Raw genomic sequence first — 19,708 nt, 5'->3', positions numbered from 1 at the left:
CGAGGTTCGTCCGCTCGCGGGGTTCGAGGCGTAACGAGCGCCGACGGGAGCGGCCCGGCTGGTATGGGGCCGGATGGCCTCGGCCGGGCCGCCGAGAACGTGTGACGGCCGCTCAGCGGTCGTGGTCGGCTTGGCGCCACCAGGCCGTCGTGGCCGCGATGCCCGCAACGCCCACCAGCGAGACCAAGGTGAAGCCGAGTGCGCCGGGCGGGTCGCTGCCGGGACCGGCGAGCCGGGTGTACAGCGCGGGCACCGACCACGGGAAGTACCGCCCGTAGCCGAGCAAGGTGACGACCTGCGCGGAGAAGACCGCGGCGATCATCGCGGCGACACCGGCGAGGTAACCGCGGCCGGTGCTGGCGGCCAGCGCGAACGGCGTCACCAGCAATACGGTCAGGACCGTGGTGACCAGCAGTTCGGCCAGCCCGCGGAGGGCGATCGCGGGGGACCAGCCGGGCAGGCCGATGACGGCGCCGGCGAGCAGGCCGAGGGCGAACAGGTAGCAGGCCAGCAGCAGGGACCACACGGCGGCGACGGCGAACTTCGCGCCGACGATCGTGGTGCGCGCGGTGGGAAGGGCCAGCAGGTCCTTCACCGTGCCTTGGCTGAATTCGCGGCCGAACAGCCACACCACGATCAGGCCGAACAGGAGCGCGCCGCCCACCGCGACGGTCTGGGCGAGCAGCGCGAAGTACGCGGGCCAGTCGGCGGTGCCGCCGGTCAGCGCGGCCTTCGTGCCGAGCAGGCCCAGGGACCGGGCTCGCCGCAGGTCCTGGAGGATGAACATCACCAGGCCGCCGAACGCGGCGGCGATGGTGAACGCGCTCACGGTGACCCACGGCAGGCGGGATCGGCGCGCTTTCAGCAGTTCGGTTCCGATCGCGGCGGTCGTGGCGCTCATCGGGTGCCGACCAGGCGCAGGAAGCACGTCTCCAGGTCGTCCTCCTCGATCGCGAGACGCGTGGGCGGGCAGCCGGCGGCCACGAGCAGCGTCGCGATTTCGTCGGGATGCCCGATCGCGCGGTCACCGGTGAGCACCAGGCAGGTGCCGTGGCCCGGCTCGGCGGGGTGTCCGGCCGCCCGCAGCGCCGTCGACGCGGCGCCCAGGTCGCGCGCGCCGACGCTCAGCCGTGGCCGGGCCTGGGCCACGAGGTCGCCGGTGTCGCCCGCCCAGACGAGCCGGCCGTCGGCGAGCACCGAGATGCGGTCCGCGGTGCGGGCCACTTCGGTCAAGATATGGCTGGACAGCAGCACCGCGACGCCGTCGTGGGCGAGTTCGCTCAGCAGGGTACGGATCTCGGCGACCCCGGCCGGGTCGAGGCCGTTGGCGGGTTCATCCAGCACGAGCAACGCAGGCCGGTGGATCAGTGCCTTGGCGAGCCCGAGCCGTTGCGCGTTGCCGAGGGAGAGTGTCCGGGCGCGGACGTGCGCGTAAGTACCGAGGTCGAGCCGGGCGATCACGTCGGACACCGGTCCGGGGCCGGTCAGGCCGCGCAGCCGGGCGGCGACCAGGAGGTTTTCGGTGACGGTCAGCTCGGGGTAGGCCGCCGGGGTTTCCACGAGGTAGCCGACGCGGGCCCAGATCGCCCGGGTGCCCGGCCGGACCCGGGTGCCCAGGAGTGCCACCCGGCCAGCGGTGGGGCGGACCATGCCGAGCAGCATGCGGATCGTGGTCGTCTTCCCGGCGCCGTTGAGGCCGAGCAACGCGTGGATTTCGCCCGGTTCGACGGTGAGTGAAAGGTCTTCCACCGCGGTGACGTCGCCGTAGCGCTTGGTCAGGCCGTCGGCGTCGATGGCTGGGGTCATGGTGTGCTCTCCCGGGGTCGGCGGAATCACGCCGACCAGGCTTCCCGGCACACCGGCGTCGACGATACTCCCGGTTCGCGCGGCCCGGACCGCGGTCACCCGGACGTTCTACAGTGGACGTTCGGCGTTGTTCACCCGCGGCGGATCCGAGTTGCTCGCCGGTGGTCTTTGCGGCATCTTTACGCTCAGGTGTGCCGGGAAGTCTGGTCGGCCCTTCGCCCGGCGCGGGTGGAGGTCGCGGCTCGAGGACGGAATTTTCATGGCGCTCGTACCGGTGAAGCGTCATCGCGAACCGTCCCGGACGGTCGTAAGCTGGGCAGATGCACGCCGTGGAGATGGCCGAGGAGTACCCGGTCGTCGATCTGGACTCCGACGCACTGGACGCGGCCCGGCTGCTGGCGGAACGCCGCTTGCCGGGCCTCGTCGTGACCGACGCCGCGGGCTGCCCGCGGTCGATCCTGCCCGCGTCCGAAGTGGTCCAGTTCCTGGTGCCCGGCTACGTCCGGGACGACCCGTCGCTGGCCGGGGTGCTCGACGAGTCGATGGCCGACCGGGTCGCGGGCAAGCTGAGCGGCAAGACGGTCCGCTCGCTGCTGCCGGACAAGCCGGCGGAGCTGGCGCGGGTGCAGGCCGACGACACGATGGTGGAGGTCGCGGCGATCATGGCCCGCCTGCGCTGCCCGCTGGTCGCGGTCATGGAGGAGAAGAAGCTGCTCGGCGTGATCTCGGCGTCACGGCTGCTGGAACTGGCGCTCGCGCACCACTGAACCCGGGAGCGGCGTGATGAGCACCGTGCTCGCCGTCGTGGTGTTCGTCGTCGCCTACGTCTTCATCGCCACCGAGAAGATCCCGAAGATGGTCGCCGCGCTGGCCGGCGCCGGCGTCGTGCTCGCCCTCGGGGTGACCGGCTCCGAGGACGCGTTCTACTCGCACGACACCGGGATCGACTGGGACGTCATCTTCCTGCTGCTCGGCATGATGATCATCGTCGGCGTGCTGCGCCGCACCGGCGTGTTCGAGTACATCGCGATCTGGGCGGCGAAGCGGGCCAAGGGCTCGCCGCTGCGGATCATGGTGCTGCTGGTGGTGATCACCGCGGTCGCGTCGGCATTCCTGGACAACGTCACGACGGTGCTGCTGATCGCCCCGGTCACCCTGCTGGTCTGCGACCGCCTGGACATCAAGCCGACGCCGTTCCTGATCGCCGAGGTGCTGGCGTCGAACATCGGCGGGGCCGCAACGCTGATCGGCGACCCGCCCAACATCATCATCGGCAGCCGGGCCGGGCTGTCGTTCAACGACTTCCTGCTGAACCTGACGCCGATCGTGGCGATCGAGGTGGTCGCGTTCGCGCTGGCGCTGCGCTGGGTGTTCCGCGGCTCGTTCGACGTCGACCCGGCCCGGGTGGCCGACGTGATGCGGCTCAACGAACGCGAGGCGATCCGCGACCGCGGCCTGCTGATCAAGTGCGGCGTCGTGCTGCTGGCGGTGTTCACGGGCTTCGTCGGCCACTCGCTGTTCCACATCGAGCCCTCGGTGGTCGCGCTGCTGGGTGCCGGGGTACTCGTGCTGATCTCCCGCACCGAGCCGTCGGCCTACCTCGCCGGGGTGGAGTGGGAGACGCTGCTGTTCTTCGCCGGGCTGTTCGTGATGATCGGTGCCCTGGTGAAGACCGGGGTGATCGGCGACCTGGCGAAGCTCGCCGCGGATGCCACCGGCGGCGACGCGCTGGTGGCGGTGATGCTGATCCTCGTCGTGTCCACGCTGCTGTCCGGCGTCATCGACAACATCCCTTACGTGGCCACGATGAGCCCGCTGGTGCTCGCGCTGACGCAGGACATCCCGGACCCCGGGCATGCCGACGCGCTGTGGTGGTCGCTGGCGCTGGGCGCGGACTTCGGCGGCAACATGACCGCGATCGGCGCCAGTGCCAACGTGGTGATGCTGGGGATCGCGGCGCGGTCGGGGAGCCCGATCTCGTTCTGGGAGTTCACCCGCAAGGGCGCGCAAGTCACGCTGCTGACGGTGCTGATCGCCGCGCCGTACCTGTGGCTGCGGTACTTCGTGTTCTCGTAAGACCGCCGGAAGTCCATTGTGGATGGACCAAGGCGAGAGCGACTCCTGTTTCCCGACACGGTTAGCGCCCCGGACAACGGGGTATCCGCACCTGTCGACGGGTGCGCTCGCGAGGGGCACGCAAGGCCAGGCTCACGACAGGAGAGGGCAATGTCCCTCATCGACGGGGGTTTCTTTTCGGCTGCATCGGTTTCCGCCGCGCACGGAGTCGTGATGCGGAACAGGCCGCACGATTGCGGCCCCGCGGTGTTCGGCCGGAACGTCCGACGCGCGCCGAAGCGAGCGGCCGGTGCGTGGTCGAGCTCGGTGACCCGGCCGGCCGGGACGAGCCGCAGGCCCCCGAGCAGTGCCGGGCGTGACGCGATCCGGGTCAGCGTCCCCGTGCCGATGGCCAGGCACCCCGGACGAGTGAACGTCCACAAGAGATCCTTGCGGGTTTCCTTACCGGGGAACGCCGGCGACGTCGCTGGTGCCGCCACGGTCGTAGGGTCACCTGATGGCAGGTGACGGTTCGCTTGGCGCAGCCCTCTGCGCGGTCCGTGGCTGACGTCGGTGTTCGGCGCCGTTCTCCTGGCGGCGCTGCCTCGGTGGCCGCGCGGGCGGCGATCCGCTCGAGCGTCCGGCCGGTGATCGTGAGCCTGCCGCGTTCGTCCAGGTCCGCCGGCGCGGTCCGGGACGGGAGGCTCGGCAGGTTGCGGTGGTCACGGCGGCTCAGCCCCGGTCGCGGCCGGTCAGCTGGGACAGGTCGAGCTTGCCGTCCAGCACACGGCCGACGAGCAGGCCGAGCGCGGCGAGGATCAGCACGATCACGAAGGCGCCGAAGCCGCCGAACGCCGCGGCGAGACCGAGGGCCAGGCCGGTGAGCAGGCCGAGCTGGGTGGCGGTCATGGTTGTTCTCCTTGCTGTGGCGATCGGCCCGGGCGGCTCAGGAAAGCGGTGGCGCGGACACGGCGTCCGGGCTCTCGAGCGTGACCTCGATGGCCGTGGGGGCGGCGAAGTCGCCGATCCGGACGTGCACCGGGCGGTCGACCGGCCCGACGGCGCCGCGGACGTCGAGGGAGATCCGGGTGACGGTGGCCGGGTAGCGGCCGGTGACGCCGACGGTGATCTCGTCGGGCCGGATCCGGACGCCGGGGATCCGGCGGCCGGGCAGCAGGGTGGCGATCTCGCCGAACCGGCCGCTGTGCAGGCCCGCCACGCTCGGGAGGGCCGTCACGGCGACGGCGATGCGGTCGGCGTCGATCTCGACGCCGGCGTTCACTGGACGCGGCCGGTGACGACCGTGGTGTCGTCCTCGTTGCCGTCACCGGGGATGTGCACGTCGGAGACGTTGATGTTGACCTCGACGACCTCCAGGCCGGTGGTCTGCTCGACCGCGGTGATGACGTTGCGGCGGACCGAGCGGGCGACGTCGGAGATGGAGACGCCGTACTCGACGAGGATCTGCAGGTCGACGGCGGCCTGGCGCTCGCCGACCTCGACCGACACACCTTGCGCGACCGAGGCCGAGGCGCCGGGGATGCGCTCGCGGATCGCGCTGAACGCCCGGGCAGCGCCGCCGCCGAGGGCGAACACCCCGGAGACCTCGCGGGTGGCCAGACCGGCGACCTTGGCCACGACGGTGTCGGCGATGGTGGTGACGCCCTGCTTCGACACCAGCGCTCCGGTGGCGGCCGGCTCGATCACGGTCGAGTGGGCGGGGGTCTTGGTGACGGCGGGGTTCGTCATGGCTGCTCCTCGGATCGAGTTTCGTTGCCTGGAGCGGAAGTTCGCGGGGTTCGCCGCACTTCCACGTCACTACGACCCGGGTCGTAGTGAATCGTCACGGCCCGATCGTGTGACCCCGGTCTCCTGCAGGAATCACCGACGCGGATCTGGCGGGGTCGCCCGGACCAGGCAAGCCCGATCGGTGGCCGGTTCCCGCCGTGGACGGACACTGCTGTCGGTTCTGCGGGTACACACCCGTGGCGTTTTGTCCCGGCCCAGACCCCGCCGCCGGCTGCGTTGAGCATCAAGGAAGGCCGAGGCGTGCATGCAAGCTGACCACAGGACGACGACGATTTCCGGGGCCTGATGGCCGTCTCGCGTGGGCGGCCGAGCGCCTGGCTGGACGGTCAGCTGCCGGCGGGTTCGTGCCAGGTCAGGTCGGCGCCGAGTGCTGTGGTGAGGCGGGTGATCGTCTGGCGGCTGGTCTGGTCGTTGGCGTGCTCGGGTAGCCAGGCGCAGGCGATGTAGGCGGCGGTGACGTCGGCTGTGGTGCAGGCGGCGGCGAGGCATTCCTCGATCCGGGCGAGGGAGGGGCCGGGGCCGGAGGGGAAGCGTGCGCCGGGCAGTTCGGCGCTGTCGATGACGTCGATGTCGAGGTGGAGGTAGACGGGGACCGGGCCGAGCCGGTCGAGAGCTGCGGTGATCGCGGCGGGGTCGGCGGGCACGCGGTGGACGTGGCTGGTGGTGAGGGCGTCGCGCTCGGCGGGGTCGAGGTCGCGGGCGTCGGCGAGCACGATGCCGGCGTCGGGGACGGGTTGCAGGCCGAGTGTGTCGTCGAACAGGCCGGGTGTGCGGCCGGTCAGCATGGCCAGTGCCATGCCGCCGACGTAGCCGCTGGTCGAGATGGCGGGGGTGTTGAAGTCGCCGTGGGCGTCGAGCCACAGCACGGCCAGGTCGGGGTGGCGGCGCTGCAGCGCCGCCACCGACGCGCGGGAGGTGGGGCAATCGCCGGAGAGCACCAAGGGCTTGGCGGCCTGTGTCACCGCGTCGAAGGCGGCTCGGTGTAGCAGGTTCATCCGGGCGGGGACGGGCCCGGTGGGGAGGGGCGGACGGACGACCTGAGTCGCGGTGGCGGGGATCGGGAAGGCCGGGATGTGCTCGTCGAGGTGCCAGGGTGTGACGATCAGGTCCCACGCGCCGTCGATGCGGTGGTCAGCCACGAGGTGCCTCTTCTGCGTTCCGGTGGGTGAGCAGGTCGAGCAGCCGTCGCAGCTCGGCGGCGCCGGCGTGCAGGTGTGCGGTGAGTTCCGCCCTGGCTTGCCCGGGGCTGCCGTGCAGGGCTTCCAGTAGCCGGCGGTGGTCGTCGGTGGTGCGGCCGAGTTCACGGCGGGAGCGTTCGGCCAGTGCCAGGGCGAGGCGCTGTTCTTGCTGGAGCTGTTCGTGGATGCGGCGCAGCCGGGGGCTGCCGGTGGCCGCGACCAGGGTGGCGTGGAAGAGCCGGTCACCGTCGAGCGCGGCGGCCGTGTCGCCGCGGTCGAAGGCGCGTTCGATCTGGTCGACCAGGTCGGCCAGGGTTTGGTAGATCTCCGGGTCGCGGTGCCCGGTGAGGGCGTCGGCTGCGGCCAGTTCCACGGCGGCGCGGGCGGCGTAGATGTCGGTGATGTCCGGCCCGGTGACGTCGGCGACGACGATGCCGCGGTTCATCTGGTAGCGGACGAGGCCTTCGCTTTCGAGGGTTCGCGCGGCTTCGCGGAGGGTGCTGCGGGAGACGCCGAGTTCGGTGGCGAGGGCGGCTTCGCGCAGGGGAGTGCCTGGCGGCAGCCGGCCGGAGAGGATGGCCTGCCGGACGGCTTCGGCGGCCTGCTCGGTGGTGCTCTGTCGCCGGATGCTCGCACCCAGGCCGGTGCTCGGATCCGCCACGGTCACCAGCCTCCCCGCGGGGCATCCTCGTGCACCGACGCGATCGCCTCGGTCATGCTGACCGAAGGTCCGACGTCACCGCCGTCAAGGGTTCGCACCAGCCGACCTCCTCTTTTGACGCAGTCTGCCCTATAGGTTGTCAGATTGTCCGGCAATCCGGCAAGGCGCTGGTTCGCGGTTGGCGGATTCGCATCGGGCGGCCGATACTGCCCTCGCGGGCGTCCGGTTCGGCACGGCGATGTCCCGCGCGAGGGATGGCGCGGATCGGGTTGACCACGACCACCACACATCCGCTCATCCGATCCGCGCGGCCATCGGTTCCGAATCCCCGGGCGCGGGGCGACGACGGTGGGTGCGGATGACTGACGTGCGGGTGGACGACGGCGACACGGCGCGGTCGCTCGCGGCCAGCGTGCTCGGCGGCCTCGACCGGCTGACCGACGGCCTGGTCTCCGTGATCGGCGACCAGAACCCCGGCTACCGCTTGGTCGACGTCGTGCCGCGGGACGACCTGTGGCACTCGTGCCACGACAACCTCCGGCGCGTGCTCCAGCTCATCGGTCACGCCGGCGACGCCGAAGACTTCTACGACGCGGCCCGCGCCACCGGGCGTCGCCGCGCCGAGCAGCAGCTGCCGCTCGACGACGTGCTGCGCTCCTTCCGGCTCGGCGGGCGCCTGGTCTGGCAGGCCCTGACCGACCAGGCCCGGGCCACCGGAGAGGTGAACAACGAGGCCATGCTCGACCTCGCGACCCGGGTGTGGGAGGTCGTCGACGCGATCTCGGCCCAGGTCGCCCAGGCCTATCACGCCACCGAGCGCGGCATGGTCCGTGCGGACGAACAACGCCGCGCCTCCCTGTGGGAGGGCCTGCTGCAAGGGCGGGCTGCCGACACCGGGTTCGCCTACGAGGCCGCCCGCACCCTCCGCCTGCCGATCTCCGGGCGCTACGTGGTCGTCGCGGCGGCCGGACCCGGCGACGCCGATGCCGACTTCGCCGAACCCCTGGGAAGCGCGCTGGAGGATCTCGGGTCACCGTCGGCCTGGCAGTCGCGTGCCGACGTCCTCGTCGGCCTGGTGGCGCTACCCGGTCGCGACGTCGCCGGCGTGGTCGCGGCCGTCGGCTCGGTGCTGGCCGTACCGGCCGGGGTGTCCCTGGTCGTCGACGGCCTGGCCGCCGTGCACGCGGCCTACCGCCAGGCGGTCCTGGCGATGAGGACCGTGCCACCGGGCCGGTCCGAGGTCGTCTGCCTCGCCGAACGGCTGCCCGAGGCGCTGTTGCTCAGCTCGCCCGAACTGACCGAGTCCCTGCAGCAGAACTGGCTGCGAGGCCTGCTCGACCTGGGCGGCGACGAACGCGAACTGCTCCTGGAGACCCTCTCGACCTGGGTGGGTACCGGCGGGTCGGCGACCCGCTCGGCACAGATCCTGCACTGCCACCGCAACACGGTGCTCAACCGGATCCACCGGATCGAAGGGCTGATCGAGCAACGCCTGACCGGTGGCGACCTTTCCTTGGAGCTGGCTCTCGTGGTCCGCGCACTGCCGTTCCTCCCGCCACCGCGCGTGCCCTGACAAGCACCGGCTGTGCACCGTGCACAACGACGCTAGGCCAAACGTAGGCAGTCAGGGCATTCTTTTGGCGGCGTGATCTATGCAACACTCCGGCTCGGCGGCGTCCAGCCCCGCACTTCTCCGACACCGTCGTTCGAGAGGAACCAGCCGCTCATGGCCCACCACGTCCCCGCCGAGCAGCCACCCGAACCCGAACCGCGCACCCTCGGTCGCCGCCGCTTTCTCGGCTTCGTGCTCGCCGCGCCGACGCTCGCCGTCGCCGCGCAGATCGGCGTCGCCGAACTCGCGCCGGGCCAGGCCGAAGCGTCCATTCCGTCGCTGCCGCAGCCCGAGGACATCTTCGACCTCGGTGACCTGCAGAACGTCGCCGCCCTCCCGACCTCGGGCCTGATCACCGTCGGTGTCGGCACCGACGGGCGCGCGTCCTTCGCCGTCCCGCGGGCCGAGGTCGGACAAGGGATGACCACCGCGGTCGCGATGATGATCGCCGAAGAGCTCGACCTGCCACTGGACCGGATCGACGTCACCCTCGCCGACGCCCGGCCCGAGCTGCTGATGAACCAGCTCACCGGCGGCTCCAACTCGATGCGCAGCATCTACACCCCGGTCCGCACGGCCGCGGCGATCGCCCGGCAGCGGCTGCTCGCCGCAGCGGCCGCGCAGTGGGGCGTCCCGGTGTCGCAGCTGACCACGGCGGCCGGGACGGTCCGGCACTCCGGCGGCCGCCAGGCGAGCTACGGCTCCTTGTCGAAGGCCGCGGCGTCCGCGACGACGATCAGCGTGGTCGCCACCTTGAAGGCGCGCTCGGAGTTCAAGGTCCTCGGCACACCGCAGAACCGGCTCGACGCCCACGCCTCGGTCACCGGGACCAAGCAGTTCACCCTCGACATCGACGTCCCGAACGCGCTGCCGACCATGGTCGCCCGGCCGCCGACGATCAACGGCACGCCGCGGACGATCGCCAACGCCGCGCAGGTCAAGGCGATGCCCGGGATCACCGACGTCGTCGCGATCTCGCACGGCGTCGCGGTGCGCGGCCGGACCTTCGGTCAGTGCATCGACGCGATCCGCGCGCTGAAGGTCACTTGGGGACCCGGCACGGTGGACGGCGAGTCCGACGCGACCGTGTTCAAGAAGCTCAAGGCCGCGCAGCTGCCGATGGCTGTGCCCGGCCTGCTCGACCAGTACATCGACGCGGAGTTCACCTTCGCCGCCGCCAGCAACAGCCCGCTCGAGACCGGCGCCGCGATCGCCGACGTCCGGCCGGACCGCGCGGAGATCTGGTCGTGCCTGAAGGTGCCGATCGTCGCGCAGGAGGACATCGCCAAGCAGCTGGGGCTGCCCCTGGACGCGGTGAAGGTGCACGTGACCCAGGGCGGTGGCTCGTTCGGCCGGCACCTGTTCCACGACGCGGCCGCCGAAGCGGCGGAGGCGTCGCAGAAGATGGGCAAGCCGGTCAAGCTGATGTGGTCGCGCACCGACGACTTCCGCCAGGGCCGGATCCACCCGATGTGCGTGACGCGGGTGCGCGCGACGTACCTGCTGGGCAACGTGCTCAGCTTCGAGCAGCGGCACACCAGTGTGCAGACCGAGTTCAGCCACGGGCTGGGGGAGATGCTGACGGCGTTCGCGTCCCGGCTGCCGATCGCCGGGAACCTGAGCTTCGCCGAGTCGATCTTCCTGCTGAGCCAGTCCTCGCCCTACAACTTCGGCGTGACCACCCAGCTGCTCAACGAGATCCCGCTGAAGTTCAACACCGGCAGCATGCGCAACATCTACTCGCCGAACGTGGTGACCGCCGAGGAACTGGTCGTCGACCAGCTGGCGAAGAAGTTCGGCAAGGACCCCGTCGCGTTCCGTCGCGAGTTTCTCAAGGACGACCGGCTGCGCGCGGTCCTCGACAAGGCCGCGCAGGTCGGCAACTGGGGCCGCGCGATGCCGGCCGGTACGGCGCAGGGCATCGCGTTGCACGCCGAGTACCGCGGCGCGATCGCCGTGCTGGTGGAGATCGACTGCCGGCCCGAGACGGTCGACCGCGAGATCCCCGACGCGGTCACCGGGCCGCGGGTGACGAAGGCGCTCGTGGTCGTCGACCCGGGTTTCGCGATCAACCCGCGTGGCCTGGAAGCGCAGATGATCGGCGGCCTCAACGACGGCATCGCGATGTGCCTGACCTCGAGCGTGCACATCAAGGACGGCATCCCGCTGGAAGGCAGCTGGGACAACTACTTCTACACCCGGGAGTGGAACACCCCGCCCGAGACGCAGGTCGTCGTCATGCCGAACACCTCGGCCAATCCGAGCGGCGCCGGTGAGCTCGCGGTGGCGCCGTCGTTCGCCGCGGTGGCGTGCGCCTACGCCCGGGCCGTCGGCAAGATGCCGACCTCGTTCCCGGTCAACCACGGCACGCTCAGCTTCGAGCCGCTGCCGCTGCAGCCGTCCACCCCGCCCTCGCCCACCGACGGTCTCGACCACGCCTTCTAGGAGTCAGCCGTGCCTCAACACACCTTCAAGGTCAACGGACGGCAGGTCACCGTCGACGCCGACGACGACCTCCGGCTCCTCTGGGTCCTGCGCGACCTGCTCGGGATCACCGGCCCCAAGTACGGCTGCGGCCTCGACGTCTGCAAGGCCTGCACCAGCCACATCAACGGGAAAGCGTTCAACCCCTGCTCGGTGCGGGTCGCCGACATCAAGGACACGGACGAGATCACCACGATCGAAGGACTGCCCGCGACGGTCGGCAAGGACCTGCACCCCATGCAGGAGGCGTGGCTGCAAATGGACGTCGCCCAGTGCGGTTACTGCCAGCCGGGCCAGATCATGGCCGCCGTGGCGAAGGTCAAGCAGGCGACCGCCGCGGGGCACGCGATCACCGATGCCGACCTCGACGAGATCCGCAACATCTGCCGGTGCGGCACCTACGCCAGGATTCGGGAGGCGATCCAGGCGGGAGCCGAGAACATGTAGCCAAGCGGCGGAATCGGTCGGCGATGGGGTGCCACTCTGCGCACCTTCGACGCCGTCCAGGATTCTGTCCGGGAAGTTCTCGGCCTGAACCGGGCGGCCTGTCGAGAACGACGGTCACCGCCGCCCCGGTCGAACCCGTGTCAGCGGGGCCGTTGCTTGTCGAGAGCCAGGACCAAGTCGATCCAGGCCCGCTCGGCACCCGTTGCTTCGGGTGCCCTGGTCTGGAGGGCGACGCGGTCGGCGTGGTCGAGGTTCGTCGTGGCGGCCGCGTGCGGCAGGGTGGGTCGCCAGATCATCGCCGTGCCGTCGGCGTGGCCGGACACCGTCGTCGTGGGCGTCACCGCCAGAGCCTCCACGCGGCTGTGGGTGCGGACCGTCGCGGTGGCTGCCGTCGGCAGCTCGTACCAGGTCACCGTGCCGGCCAGGTTGCCCGTGACCGCCATGCTTTCCGTGATCCCGACGTGTACGACGCGTTCGTGCTGCGCGCCTCCGGCCTGTCCAACGCCGAGATCGCCGCCACGCTGCACCTCGCGGAGGCGACCGTGAAGTCCCACCTGGGGCGGATCCTGCACAAGCTCGAGCTCCGCGACCGGATCCAGGCCGTGATCTTCGCCTACGAAAGCCGCCTCATCCACCCGGCGTGACGTCCACGGGTCGGCGCGATCACCAGTGCGCCGGACGCACGCAGACATGTGCCGATCTCGCTCCCGAAATCGTGGCTGAAGAGGCTTTGGCAATCATGATTCACTCGCGTTTCGCCGGCTTGCTGACAGCGCATGGCGGGAGATGTTGCGATACGTCCCGTAGGCGCACGCTCTACTGTGCGCGACGATCGGGAGATCACTGCGAGGGGTCGGCAGAGCTAACTGGTGGAGGGGTCATGGCAGAGGGCGACTCGGGAAACGATTCCTGTCCCGTGGCACAGGCTTATCCGTTCAGCCCGCCGCACGCGCTCGACCTCGATCCGACTTACGCGCGGCTTCGCGCGGCCGATCCGGTGGCCCGGGTTCGGCTGCCGTACGGGCGGGACGGCTGGCTGGTCACCAGGTACGCCGACACGCGGACCGTGCTGGCCGACAGCCGGTTCAGCAGGGAAGCCGTTGTGGGCGTGGACATTCCCCGCGTGCGGCCGGAGCTGACCGACCAGGCCGGGTCGTTGCTCTCCCTGGATCCGCCGGCGCACGGCCGGTTGCGGCGGCTGGTGGCCAACGCCTTCACCAAACGCCGGGTGGACACCCTGCGCCCGCGCATGGAGCGCGTGGTGAACGATTTGCTGGACAAAATGTGCGCGGCCGGGCGGCCCGCCGATTTCGTGCGGCACGTTTCGGTGCCGCTGGCCGTGACGACGATCAGCGAATTGTTCGGCATTCCCGAAGCGGGCCGGCCGCGATTTCACGCCGGGGCCGCGGCCGCGTTGTCGACGTCGGCGATGAGCCCGGAAGAGCGCCGCGCGCACCGTGCGGACCTGAACGACTACCTCGTCGAACTGGTCGGCCGACGCCGTCGTGAACCGGCCGACGATCTGCTCGGCACCCTGGTGGCGGCCCGCGACGAGCGTGACCGCCTGTCCGAAGCGGAACTGGTGCAGCTCGCCTGGGTCGTCCTCGTCGCGGGGTACGACGCGACGATCAACCAGATCGGCAACATGGTGTGGACGCTGCTGAGCGAGCCGGACCGCTGGACCGCGGTGGTGCGCGAACCCGACCGGCTGACCGCGCGGATCGAGGAACTGCTGCGCTTCATCCCGCTCGGTGTCGCCGCCGCCTTCCCGCGGATCGCCACCGAGGACGTGGAACTGAGCGGTGTCACGATCCCCGCGGGTGACGCGGTGCTGCTGCTGGTGCACGCGGCGAACCGGGACCCGGACGTCTTCGCCGATCCGGAGGTGCTCGACCTGGACGGCGAATCGGGCGCGCACCTCGCGTTCGGCCACGGGCCGCACCACTGCGTCGGGGCGCAGCTGGCCAGGATGGAACTCGAAGTGCTGCTCAGCACGCTGGTGCGGCGGTTCGGCGGGCTCGAGCTCGCCGTCGCGGCCGGCGACGTCCCGTGGCGCGCGGGCGGGATGTTCCGCGGGCCCCGCGAGCTGCTCGTGACCTGGTGATCCGCCGGGCGCTCGAGAGCGAGCCGGCTGTCACGGGCTGAGGACGTCCGTGACGCCGGCCGGCACCGTCCCGGCGAGCAGCGCGCCGAACGCCTTCGCGATCGCCTCCGGGCCCTGCTGCCGGCGGATGGTGAGCCACGCGGTCGCCGACTCGAGGAACCGCTGCTCGGCCTCGTGGTAGCGGGCGTAGAACCGGCTCTCGCCCTCGTCCGCCACCATCCGCTTTTCCGCCCACGGGGCGAAGAAGAACTGCGGCTTCGGGTCGGTCAGCGCGGGTCCGTGCTGCTGCGAGTCCGGATGGGTGAAGCCGACCAGCGCGACGTGCCCCAGCGCGCCGGCGAACCGCTCGTGGACGTCGGTGATCACCCGGTGGGAGCCGGTCAGGTCGACCAGCACCGCCGGTGCGAGCACCGAGACCGCGGCCGGCTCGTCGTAGCGGGCCACCGAGCCGTAACAGCCGGTACCGGCGGCGAAGCCGTGGTTGGCGGCGGAGGTGAGCCCGGCCGCCGGCAGGCCGGTGTCCCGGGCCAGCAGGTGGGCCAGCCCGATCGCGGTCCGGCTGGACGCGCTCGTGATCAGCGCCGACTTGATCCCGTCGGCCGCCAGCCCGGCGACGAACGCGGCGAGGGTGAACGACGCCGGGAAGATCGGCCGGAACACCGCCCGCAGGTCGTCCAGGTCGTCCGGTTCGGCGGCCGGCTGGAACGTCCGGTACCAGGCCGGCATGAACGCCCGGTCCGGATCGGCGTCCTCGAACCCGCGGGACGTCGGCAGCGCCTCGACCGTGTGGTGCGTCCCGATCGGCACGAAGCCGAAGTACCGGCCGCCGACCGGGATGGCGGGGTTGCGCGAGTCGATCACCCGCACGAACGCCCACACCGGCACCCGGCCGTACCCCGCCGGGGCCGGAAAAGCGTTCCAGTACGGCAGAGTCTGGTCGCCGAGCCGGGCGTAGGTGACCACGTTCATGGTCAGCGCGAACTTCTCGACCTCGAGCCGCACGGCACCCGGCGCGAGCGCGGGGTGCGCCGCCGCCCGCGGGCCGCTGACCGTCAGGTCGGCCCGCCGCACCCACAGCTGCCAGTTGTCCACAGTGGACATCGACGCTCCCTGCCGGAGATCGTGCGCGTGACCGGGCGAGCGTCCGGCGCTCCAGCCCATCGTGGCCGCCGGGCGGTCCCGGTCACGTCTCGCGGGTTGCGGACCCGCCGGCCGCCGCGCCGGCCCGGGCAGGTCAGCTGTTGTCGCCCGTGCTGCGGAGGTGCTCCTTCACCTTGGCGATCGCGAAGCCCCAGCCCTGGTCCACCGTCGGCTTCGGCGGCACGGACATCTCCTCGGGGTTGGTCAGGACGTCCAGCAGGACCGGGCCTTCGGTGCTCAGCGCGCGCCGGACGGCCTCGGCCAGCTCGTCCGGGTCGGTGACCCGGATCCCCGTGATGCCCAGCGCGGTGGCGACCGCCGCGAAGTCCGGGTTGTCCAGCTCGGTGCCGAACTCGGGCAGCCCGGCCTGTTCCTGCTCGAGCTTCACCATGCCCAGGCGCCGGTTGTCGAAGACCACGAGCTTCACCGGGAGCCGGTAGGTGCGGATGGTCATCAGGTCGCCGAGCAGCATGCTGAGGCCGCCGTCGCCGCAGAACGCGACCACCTGGCGGTCGCGGTCCCGCAGCTGGGCGCCGATCGCCTGCGGCATCGCGTTGGCCATCGACCCGAGGTTGTACGAGCCGAGCAGCCGGCGCGATCCGGTCATGTGGACGAACCGCGAGAGCCACACCGTGGCCATCCCGGTGTCGGAGGTGAACACGGCGTCCGGCGCGGCGTGCTCGTCGATCAGCGCGGCCAGTGCCTCGGGGCGGATCTGGTGGTCCTGGTTGTCGAAGACCGAACGGACCTTCCCCACCAGGCTCTTGTCGTGCCCGGGGGCGGCCAGCCGCGCCTGCCCGGCGTGCCAGCGCTCGAAGTGCGCGCGGGTGTCGTCGAGGTGCTTCCGGGACGCCTGCGGCGACAGCCGCGGCAGCAACGCGGCCACGGTGGGGGCGACGTCGCCGACCAGGCCGAGCTCGACGGGGACGCGGCGGCCGATGTGCTCGGCGACGGCGTCCACCTGGATGACCTTCTTGCCGGTCGGGTACCAGGCCCGGTACGGGAAGTCGGTGCCCAGCAACAGCAACAGGTCGGCGTCGTCCATCGCCTGCGCGGCGGCGGGGTTGCCGATCAGGCCGGTCTGCCCGACCTGGAACCGGTTGTCGTCCTCGAAGCCCTCCTTGGCCTTGAGGGTGAGGACCATCGGGGCACCGAGGCGGTCGGCCAGCGCCAGCACGTCGTCACGGCCTTGGCGGGCGCCGCGCCCGACCAGCAGGGTGACCTTCTCCGCCGCGTTGAGCAGCTGCGCGGCGGCGTCCAGCGCCGGGTCGTCGGGGCGGGTGCTGCGCTCGGCGAGGGAGAACCGCGGCTCGCGGTCGGCGTCGACCTTCTTGTCGCCGATGTCGCCGGGCACGGTGAGCACGGCGGGGCCGCCGCGGCTGACGGCCGTGCGGACGGCGATCTCCAGCAGGCCGGGGATCTGCTCGGCGGAGGTCACGGTGGCGCGGAAGACGGCGACGTCCTTGAACAGCAGGTCGTTGTCGACCTCCTGGAACATGTCGGTGCCGACGTCGGCGAGCGGGACCTGCCCGGCGATGGCGAGCACGGGCGCGTGGCTCTTCGCGGCGTCGTAGAGGCCGTTGAGCAGGTGCACCGACCCGGGGCCGACGGTGCCCATGCAGACGCCGATGGTGGCGCCGAGCTGGGCCTGCGCGCCGGCGGCGAACGCGGCGACCTCCTCGTGCCGGCAGCCGACCCACTCGATGCCGTCGGCCCGGCGGATCGCGTCGGTCAGCGGGTTGAGCGCGTCTCCGACGACGCCGAACACGTGGGTGACGTTCAGCTGGACGAGGCTGTCGATGACGACCTGGGCGACGGTGCGGGTCACGGAGCTCTCCTGGGGTGGGTCAGATGGTGAAGTGGTCGGGGTCGGCCGCGGCCCAGTCCTGCGCCCAGTCCCGCGGGGGGCCGGACAGCAGCTGCTCGGGCTCGAGCCAGTCGTAGAGTTCGGCGTAGGACCGCACCCGGTGGGGATCGACGCGCCGGCGCAGCATGTGCGGCCGCAGCTCGGCGGGGAACCGGACGCCCATCGAGGCCATGATCTGCTGGGCGCCGGTCACGGTGGAACGCTGGAACCGTTCCACGCGCAGGGATTTGTCGGCGACGTCCAGTGCGCGGGCGCGGCGGGCGTCCTGGGTGGTGACGCCGACCGGGCAGGTGTTCGTGTGGCAGCGCTGGGCCTGGATGCAGCCGACCGCGAACATCATCGCCCGCGCCGCGTTGGTGTAGTCGGCGCCCTGCAGGAGGCGCTTGACGATGTCGGCGCCGGTGGCGACCTTGCCGCTGGCGCCGATCTTGATCCGGTCGCGCAGCCCGGTGCCGACGAGTGCGTTGTGGACGGTGATGAGGCCCTCGGTCAGCGGCGTGCCGATGTGGTCGGCGAACTCCAGGGGTGCGGCGCCGGTGCCGCCCTCGGCGCCGTCGACGATGATGAAGTCGGGCGTGACGCCTTCGGCCAGCATGGCCTTGCAGACGGCGAGGAACTGGCGCCGCGAACCGACGCACAGCTTGAACCCGGTCGGCTTGCCGCCCGCCAGCTCGCGCATCGACGCGACGAACCGGATCAGCTCGCGCGGGGTGGCGAAGACCCGGTGGTAGGGCGGGGAGATGACGGTCTCGCCTTGAGGGACGTCGCGGACCCGCGCGATCTCGGCGTTCACCTTGCCGCCGGGCAGCACGCCGCCGATCCCGGGCTTGGCGCCCTGGGACAGCTTCAGGGACACGCACTTCACCGCGTCGTGGGCGGCCTTGTCGGCGAATTCCGTTCTGTCGAAATCACCGTCGGCGGTCCGGCAGCCGAAGTAGCCGGTGCCGATCTCCCAGACGAGATCGCCGCCGTGGCGCAGGTGGTACTCCGAGAGGCCGCCTTCGCCGGTGTCGTGGGCGAACCCGCCGAGCGCGGCCCCTTTGTTGAGGGCCAGGATCGCGTTGGCGGACAGCGAGCCGAAGCTCATCGCGGACACGTTGAGCAGGGCCATGTCGTACGGCTGGGTGCAGTCCGGACCGCCGATCCGGATCTTCGGCGGGTCGTCCGGCGTCGCGATCGGCGCCATCGAGTGCACCAGGGACTCGTAGCCGTCGGCGTAGACGTCGCGCTCGGTGCCGAACGGCGCTTCGGCGTCGGTGCCCTTCGCGCGCTGGTAGACGATGCTGCGGATGTCGCGGTCGTAGGGGCGGCCGTCGAAGTTGCGCTCGATGAAGTACTGCTGCAGCTCGGGCCGCAGTGCTTCGAGCAGGAAACGCAGGTGCCCGAGGACGGGGTAGTTCCGCAGCACCGAGTGCTTGCGCTGGAGGAGATCCCAGCACCCCAGACCCGCGACGAGCAGCAGCGGCGCGGCGAGGAACCACCACCACGGGCCGGCGGACAGCGCGAGCGCGGCGACGCCGAGGGCGACCAGCGACAGCGCACCTACCGCAGCGAATCTGAGCACGGAACCGAAGCTATCCGGACGGCCGGTCGAGCGCAGGTCGAGCACGCCGATCAGGGCCGTTGCCTACGCCGATGGGGCATTCGTCCACCTCATCGAGGCGCCGGTGGCTTCAGGTCCGGTACGGCTGCCGGGCTCCGGCGAGGCGGCCCCACAGCGCCGCGGCGGCGATCGAGACGGCCAGCAGCGTCACGCTGCCTGCGACGTCGAGGACGTAGTGGTTCCCCGTGGTGAGCACGACCGCCACCATGAGCAGCGGGAACGACCACGACAGCGGCGCCAGGCGGGGATGCGTGCCCCGGAGCGCGGTCCACGCGGCGTAGGCGCACCACAACGCCCAGCCCACGTGCATGCTGGGCATGGCCGTGTAGTGGCTGGGGCTCGTCCAGCTTTCGCGGCCGGCCTGGCCCAGGATGTCGTACCCGGCCACGATGTCGACGGCCCCCGGCAGCGCGAACCGCGGCGGCGACATCGGCACCGCCCAGTAGACCGGCAGCACGAGGGCCGTCATCGCGACCATCGTCCGGCGGACCTTGCGGTAGACCTCGGCGTGCCGGACGAACACCCACAGCAGGGTGCCGGCGACCACCGCGTAGTACAGCCGGTACAGGTACACCGCGAGGTGCGCGAGGACGGGATGCCCGGCCAGCCAGCCGTTCGCGCTCCGCTCGACGTCGAGGTGCAGCGCGTGTTCCGCGGACTGCAGGGCCAGCGCGTGCGCGTTGGCGGCCGCGAGGTCCCGGCCCACAACGGCGTCGAGACGCGTGAAGAGCAGGAACCAGAGCAGCAGGAAGATCAGCTCGACGAGCACGCCGGGACGGCCACCGGTACCGCGGAGCAGGGTGCGCGTGAGCCGGCCGGGAGCGGCCGCCGCGCCGGCCATCGGCGGAGGACGTCGGTGGTGGCCGTCCGGCGGCGGGTTCACGCGGTCACCCTAGCCGTCCGCGGCCGCGGGAATCCGTCGGTTCCGGCGGGTTCTCCGGG

18 protein-coding genes and 1 pseudogene are annotated in these 19,708 nt (G+C 71.5%); 7 read left to right on the top strand and 12 right to left on the bottom strand.

Annotated elements, in window-relative coordinates; translation table 11 throughout:
* Positions 1 to 112: 112 nt before the first annotated feature.
* Together OG439_RS24405 and OG439_RS24400 are read right to left on the bottom strand one after the other, a co-directional pair.
* Entirely contained in the window at positions 113 to 901 is a 789-nt protein-coding gene (locus tag OG439_RS24405; RefSeq protein WP_326943196.1) for an ABC transporter permease, read from the bottom strand.
* Positions 898 to 1,806: an ABC transporter ATP-binding protein gene (locus OG439_RS24400; RefSeq protein ID WP_326943195.1), complete on the bottom strand. Its 909-nt coding sequence runs from the start codon at positions 1,804 to 1,806 to the stop codon at positions 898 to 900. The genes OG439_RS24405 and OG439_RS24400 overlap by 4 nt, the downstream gene beginning before the upstream one ends.
* Positions 1,807 to 2,126: 320 nt before the next feature.
* On the opposite strand from OG439_RS24400, the gene OG439_RS24395 reads away from it, so the two are divergent.
* Together OG439_RS24395 and OG439_RS24390 are read left to right on the top strand one after the other, a co-directional pair.
* Positions 2,127 to 2,573: a CBS domain-containing protein gene (locus OG439_RS24395; protein WP_326943194.1), complete on the top strand. Its 447-nt coding sequence runs from the start codon at positions 2,127 to 2,129 to the stop codon at positions 2,571 to 2,573.
* A 16-nt stretch (positions 2,574 to 2,589) separates the two neighbouring features.
* Entirely contained in the window at positions 2,590 to 3,882 is a 1,293-nt protein-coding gene (locus tag OG439_RS24390) for an ArsB/NhaD family transporter (RefSeq protein ID WP_326943193.1), read from the top strand.
* Between the two features lie 711 nt (positions 3,883 to 4,593).
* On the opposite strand, the gene OG439_RS24385 is transcribed toward OG439_RS24390, so the two are convergent.
* The 5 genes from OG439_RS24385 to OG439_RS24365 form a co-directional block, all read right to left on the bottom strand.
* Positions 4,594 to 4,770, bottom strand: coding sequence for a hypothetical protein (locus tag OG439_RS24385; RefSeq protein WP_326943192.1), 177 nt, complete (start codon positions 4,768 to 4,770; stop codon positions 4,594 to 4,596).
* A 37-nt stretch (positions 4,771 to 4,807) separates the two neighbouring features.
* Positions 4,808 to 5,143 carry a hypothetical protein gene (locus OG439_RS24380; RefSeq protein ID WP_326943191.1) on the bottom strand — a complete coding sequence of 112 codons (336 nt, stop codon included), beginning with the start codon at positions 5,141 to 5,143 and terminating at the stop codon, positions 4,808 to 4,810.
* Positions 5,140 to 5,610, bottom strand: coding sequence for an Asp23/Gls24 family envelope stress response protein (locus tag OG439_RS24375; protein WP_326943190.1), 471 nt, complete (start codon positions 5,608 to 5,610; stop codon positions 5,140 to 5,142). The genes OG439_RS24380 and OG439_RS24375 overlap by 4 nt, the downstream gene beginning before the upstream one ends.
* Before the next feature lie 386 nt (positions 5,611 to 5,996).
* Positions 5,997 to 6,809: an arginase family protein gene (locus tag OG439_RS24370; RefSeq protein WP_326943189.1), complete on the bottom strand. Its 813-nt coding sequence runs from the start codon at positions 6,807 to 6,809 to the stop codon at positions 5,997 to 5,999.
* Positions 6,802 to 7,509 (bottom strand): GntR family transcriptional regulator, encoded by a 708-nt coding sequence (locus OG439_RS24365; protein ID WP_326943188.1) that lies wholly within the window; start codon positions 7,507 to 7,509, stop codon positions 6,802 to 6,804. Before OG439_RS24365 ends, OG439_RS24370 begins: the two co-directional genes overlap by 8 nt.
* A 358-nt stretch (positions 7,510 to 7,867) precedes the next feature.
* On the opposite strand from OG439_RS24365, the gene OG439_RS24360 reads away from it, so the two are divergent.
* The 3 genes from OG439_RS24360 (at position 7,868) to OG439_RS24350 (ending at position 12,052) form a co-directional block, all read left to right on the top strand.
* Entirely contained in the window at positions 7,868 to 9,082 is a 1,215-nt protein-coding gene (locus OG439_RS24360) for a PucR family transcriptional regulator (RefSeq protein ID WP_326943187.1), read from the top strand.
* Positions 9,083 to 9,235: 153 nt separating this feature from the next.
* A complete protein-coding gene (locus OG439_RS24355; protein WP_326943186.1) occupies positions 9,236 to 11,566 on the top strand; it encodes a molybdopterin cofactor-binding domain-containing protein in 2,331 nt (776 codons plus the stop codon).
* A gap of 9 nt (positions 11,567 to 11,575) precedes the next feature.
* A complete protein-coding gene (locus OG439_RS24350; protein WP_326943185.1) occupies positions 11,576 to 12,052 on the top strand; it encodes a (2Fe-2S)-binding protein in 477 nt (158 codons plus the stop codon).
* Between the two features lie 140 nt (positions 12,053 to 12,192).
* On the opposite strand, the gene OG439_RS24345 is transcribed toward OG439_RS24350, so the two are convergent.
* Positions 12,193 to 12,495, bottom strand: a complete 303-nt coding sequence (locus OG439_RS24345; RefSeq protein WP_326943184.1) for a hypothetical protein — start codon at positions 12,493 to 12,495, stop codon at positions 12,193 to 12,195.
* A 24-nt stretch (positions 12,496 to 12,519) separates the two neighbouring features.
* Between OG439_RS24345 and OG439_RS24340 the strand changes: the two are divergent.
* Positions 12,520 to 12,696: pseudogene (locus OG439_RS24340) on the top strand (response regulator transcription factor); the annotation flags it as partial.
* Between the two features lie 272 nt (positions 12,697 to 12,968).
* Complete coding sequence (locus tag OG439_RS24335; RefSeq protein ID WP_326943183.1) at positions 12,969 to 14,156, top strand: cytochrome P450; 1,188 nt, start codon at positions 12,969 to 12,971, stop codon at positions 14,154 to 14,156.
* 30 nt (positions 14,157 to 14,186) lie between these two features.
* On the opposite strand, the gene OG439_RS24330 is transcribed toward OG439_RS24335, so the two are convergent.
* From OG439_RS24330 to OG439_RS24315, 4 genes are all read right to left on the bottom strand, one after another.
* On the bottom strand, positions 14,187 to 15,257 hold the full coding sequence (locus tag OG439_RS24330; RefSeq protein WP_326943182.1) for a DUF2855 family protein: 1,071 nt from the start codon (positions 15,255 to 15,257) through the stop codon (positions 14,187 to 14,189).
* Positions 15,258 to 15,390: 133 nt separating this feature from the next.
* Complete coding sequence (locus tag OG439_RS24325) at positions 15,391 to 17,124, bottom strand: thiamine pyrophosphate-dependent enzyme (RefSeq protein ID WP_326943181.1); 1,734 nt, start codon at positions 17,122 to 17,124, stop codon at positions 15,391 to 15,393.
* A 19-nt stretch (positions 17,125 to 17,143) separates the two neighbouring features.
* Entirely contained in the window at positions 17,144 to 18,727 is a 1,584-nt protein-coding gene (locus OG439_RS24320) for an FMN-binding glutamate synthase family protein (protein WP_326943180.1), read from the bottom strand.
* A gap of 109 nt (positions 18,728 to 18,836) precedes the next feature.
* Positions 18,837 to 19,649: a phosphatase PAP2 family protein gene (locus OG439_RS24315; RefSeq protein ID WP_326943179.1), complete on the bottom strand. Its 813-nt coding sequence runs from the start codon at positions 19,647 to 19,649 to the stop codon at positions 18,837 to 18,839.
* Positions 19,650 to 19,708 lie beyond the last annotated feature (59 nt).

Source organism: Amycolatopsis sp. NBC_01307, from assembly GCF_035975215.1.
Taxonomy (GTDB): domain Bacteria; phylum Actinomycetota; class Actinomycetes; order Mycobacteriales; family Pseudonocardiaceae; genus Amycolatopsis.
This window is presented reverse-complemented; position numbering and strand designations above follow the sequence as displayed.

Coding starts and splice junctions, on each gene's coding strand:
- OG439_RS24405 (WP_326943196.1), bottom strand. CDS start 901: ATGAGCGCCACGACCGCCGCGATCGGAACCGAACTGCTGAAAGCGCGC.
- OG439_RS24400 (WP_326943195.1), bottom strand. CDS start 1,806: ATGACCCCAGCCATCGACGCCGACGGCCTGACCAAGCGCTACGGCGAC.
- OG439_RS24395 (WP_326943194.1), top strand. CDS start 2,127: ATGCACGCCGTGGAGATGGCCGAGGAGTACCCGGTCGTCGATCTGGAC.
- OG439_RS24390 (WP_326943193.1), top strand. CDS start 2,590: ATGAGCACCGTGCTCGCCGTCGTGGTGTTCGTCGTCGCCTACGTCTTC.
- OG439_RS24385 (WP_326943192.1), bottom strand. CDS start 4,770: ATGACCGCCACCCAGCTCGGCCTGCTCACCGGCCTGGCCCTCGGTCTC.
- OG439_RS24375 (WP_326943190.1), bottom strand. CDS start 5,610: ATGACGAACCCCGCCGTCACCAAGACCCCCGCCCACTCGACCGTGATC.
- OG439_RS24360 (WP_326943187.1), top strand. CDS start 7,868: ATGACTGACGTGCGGGTGGACGACGGCGACACGGCGCGGTCGCTCGCG.
- OG439_RS24355 (WP_326943186.1), top strand. CDS start 9,236: ATGGCCCACCACGTCCCCGCCGAGCAGCCACCCGAACCCGAACCGCGC.
- OG439_RS24345 (WP_326943184.1), bottom strand. CDS start 12,495: ATGGCGGTCACGGGCAACCTGGCCGGCACGGTGACCTGGTACGAGCTG.
- OG439_RS24330 (WP_326943182.1), bottom strand. CDS start 15,257: ATGTCCACTGTGGACAACTGGCAGCTGTGGGTGCGGCGGGCCGACCTG.